The organism is Flavobacterium sp. NLM (assembly GCF_002210235.1).
GTDB classification, from domain to species: Bacteria; Bacteroidota; Bacteroidia; order Flavobacteriales; family Flavobacteriaceae; genus Flavobacterium; species Flavobacterium panici.
On sequence record NZ_LIAC01000041.1, the window covers coordinates 1 to 575 of the forward strand.

1 protein-coding gene is annotated in these 575 nt (G+C 38.8%); it reads right to left on the minus strand.

The window, feature by feature from the left end; all coding sequences use genetic code 11:
• On the minus strand, nt 1-575 hold a 575-nt coding region (locus APR43_RS24590), incomplete at both ends, for a hypothetical protein (protein ID WP_410503602.1).

A 575-nucleotide genomic window follows, 5' to 3' on the forward strand; every position in this document is an offset into this window, starting at 1 on the left:
AAAGTATCAGAAGTATTTCCGCAGTCATCTTTTACCGTCCAAGTATTGGTGTAAGTTCCAGAATTTGCGCATTCTTCAGAAGCGATGAATTGCCCGCTTAATTTAGTTATATTCGAAACATCAGCATCGCATAAATCAGAAGCAATAGGGAATAAGGCTTGCGCCGAAGTCAAAGCTTCAGCATTACTGCATTCGATAGTCTGGTTTAAAGAACCTGGTTGTGTTGTCCAAGTTGGTGCAGTTGTATCCTGAATTGTAATAATCTGCGTAAAAGTATCAGAAGTATTTCCACAATCATCCTTTACAGTCCAGGTGTTAGTGTAAGTTCCAGAATTTGCACATCCTTCAGAAGCAACAAATTGTCCGCTTACTTTAGTAATATTAGAAACATCAACATCACATAAATCAGAAGCAGTTGGGAATAAGGCTTGAGCTGAACTTAAAGCTTCAGCATTACTGCACTCAACAGTTTGGTTTAAAGAACCAGCCTGCGTTGTCCAAGTTGGTGCAGTAGTATCCTGAATTGTAATAATTTGCGTGAAAGTATCAGAAGTATTTCCGCAGTCATCTTTTAC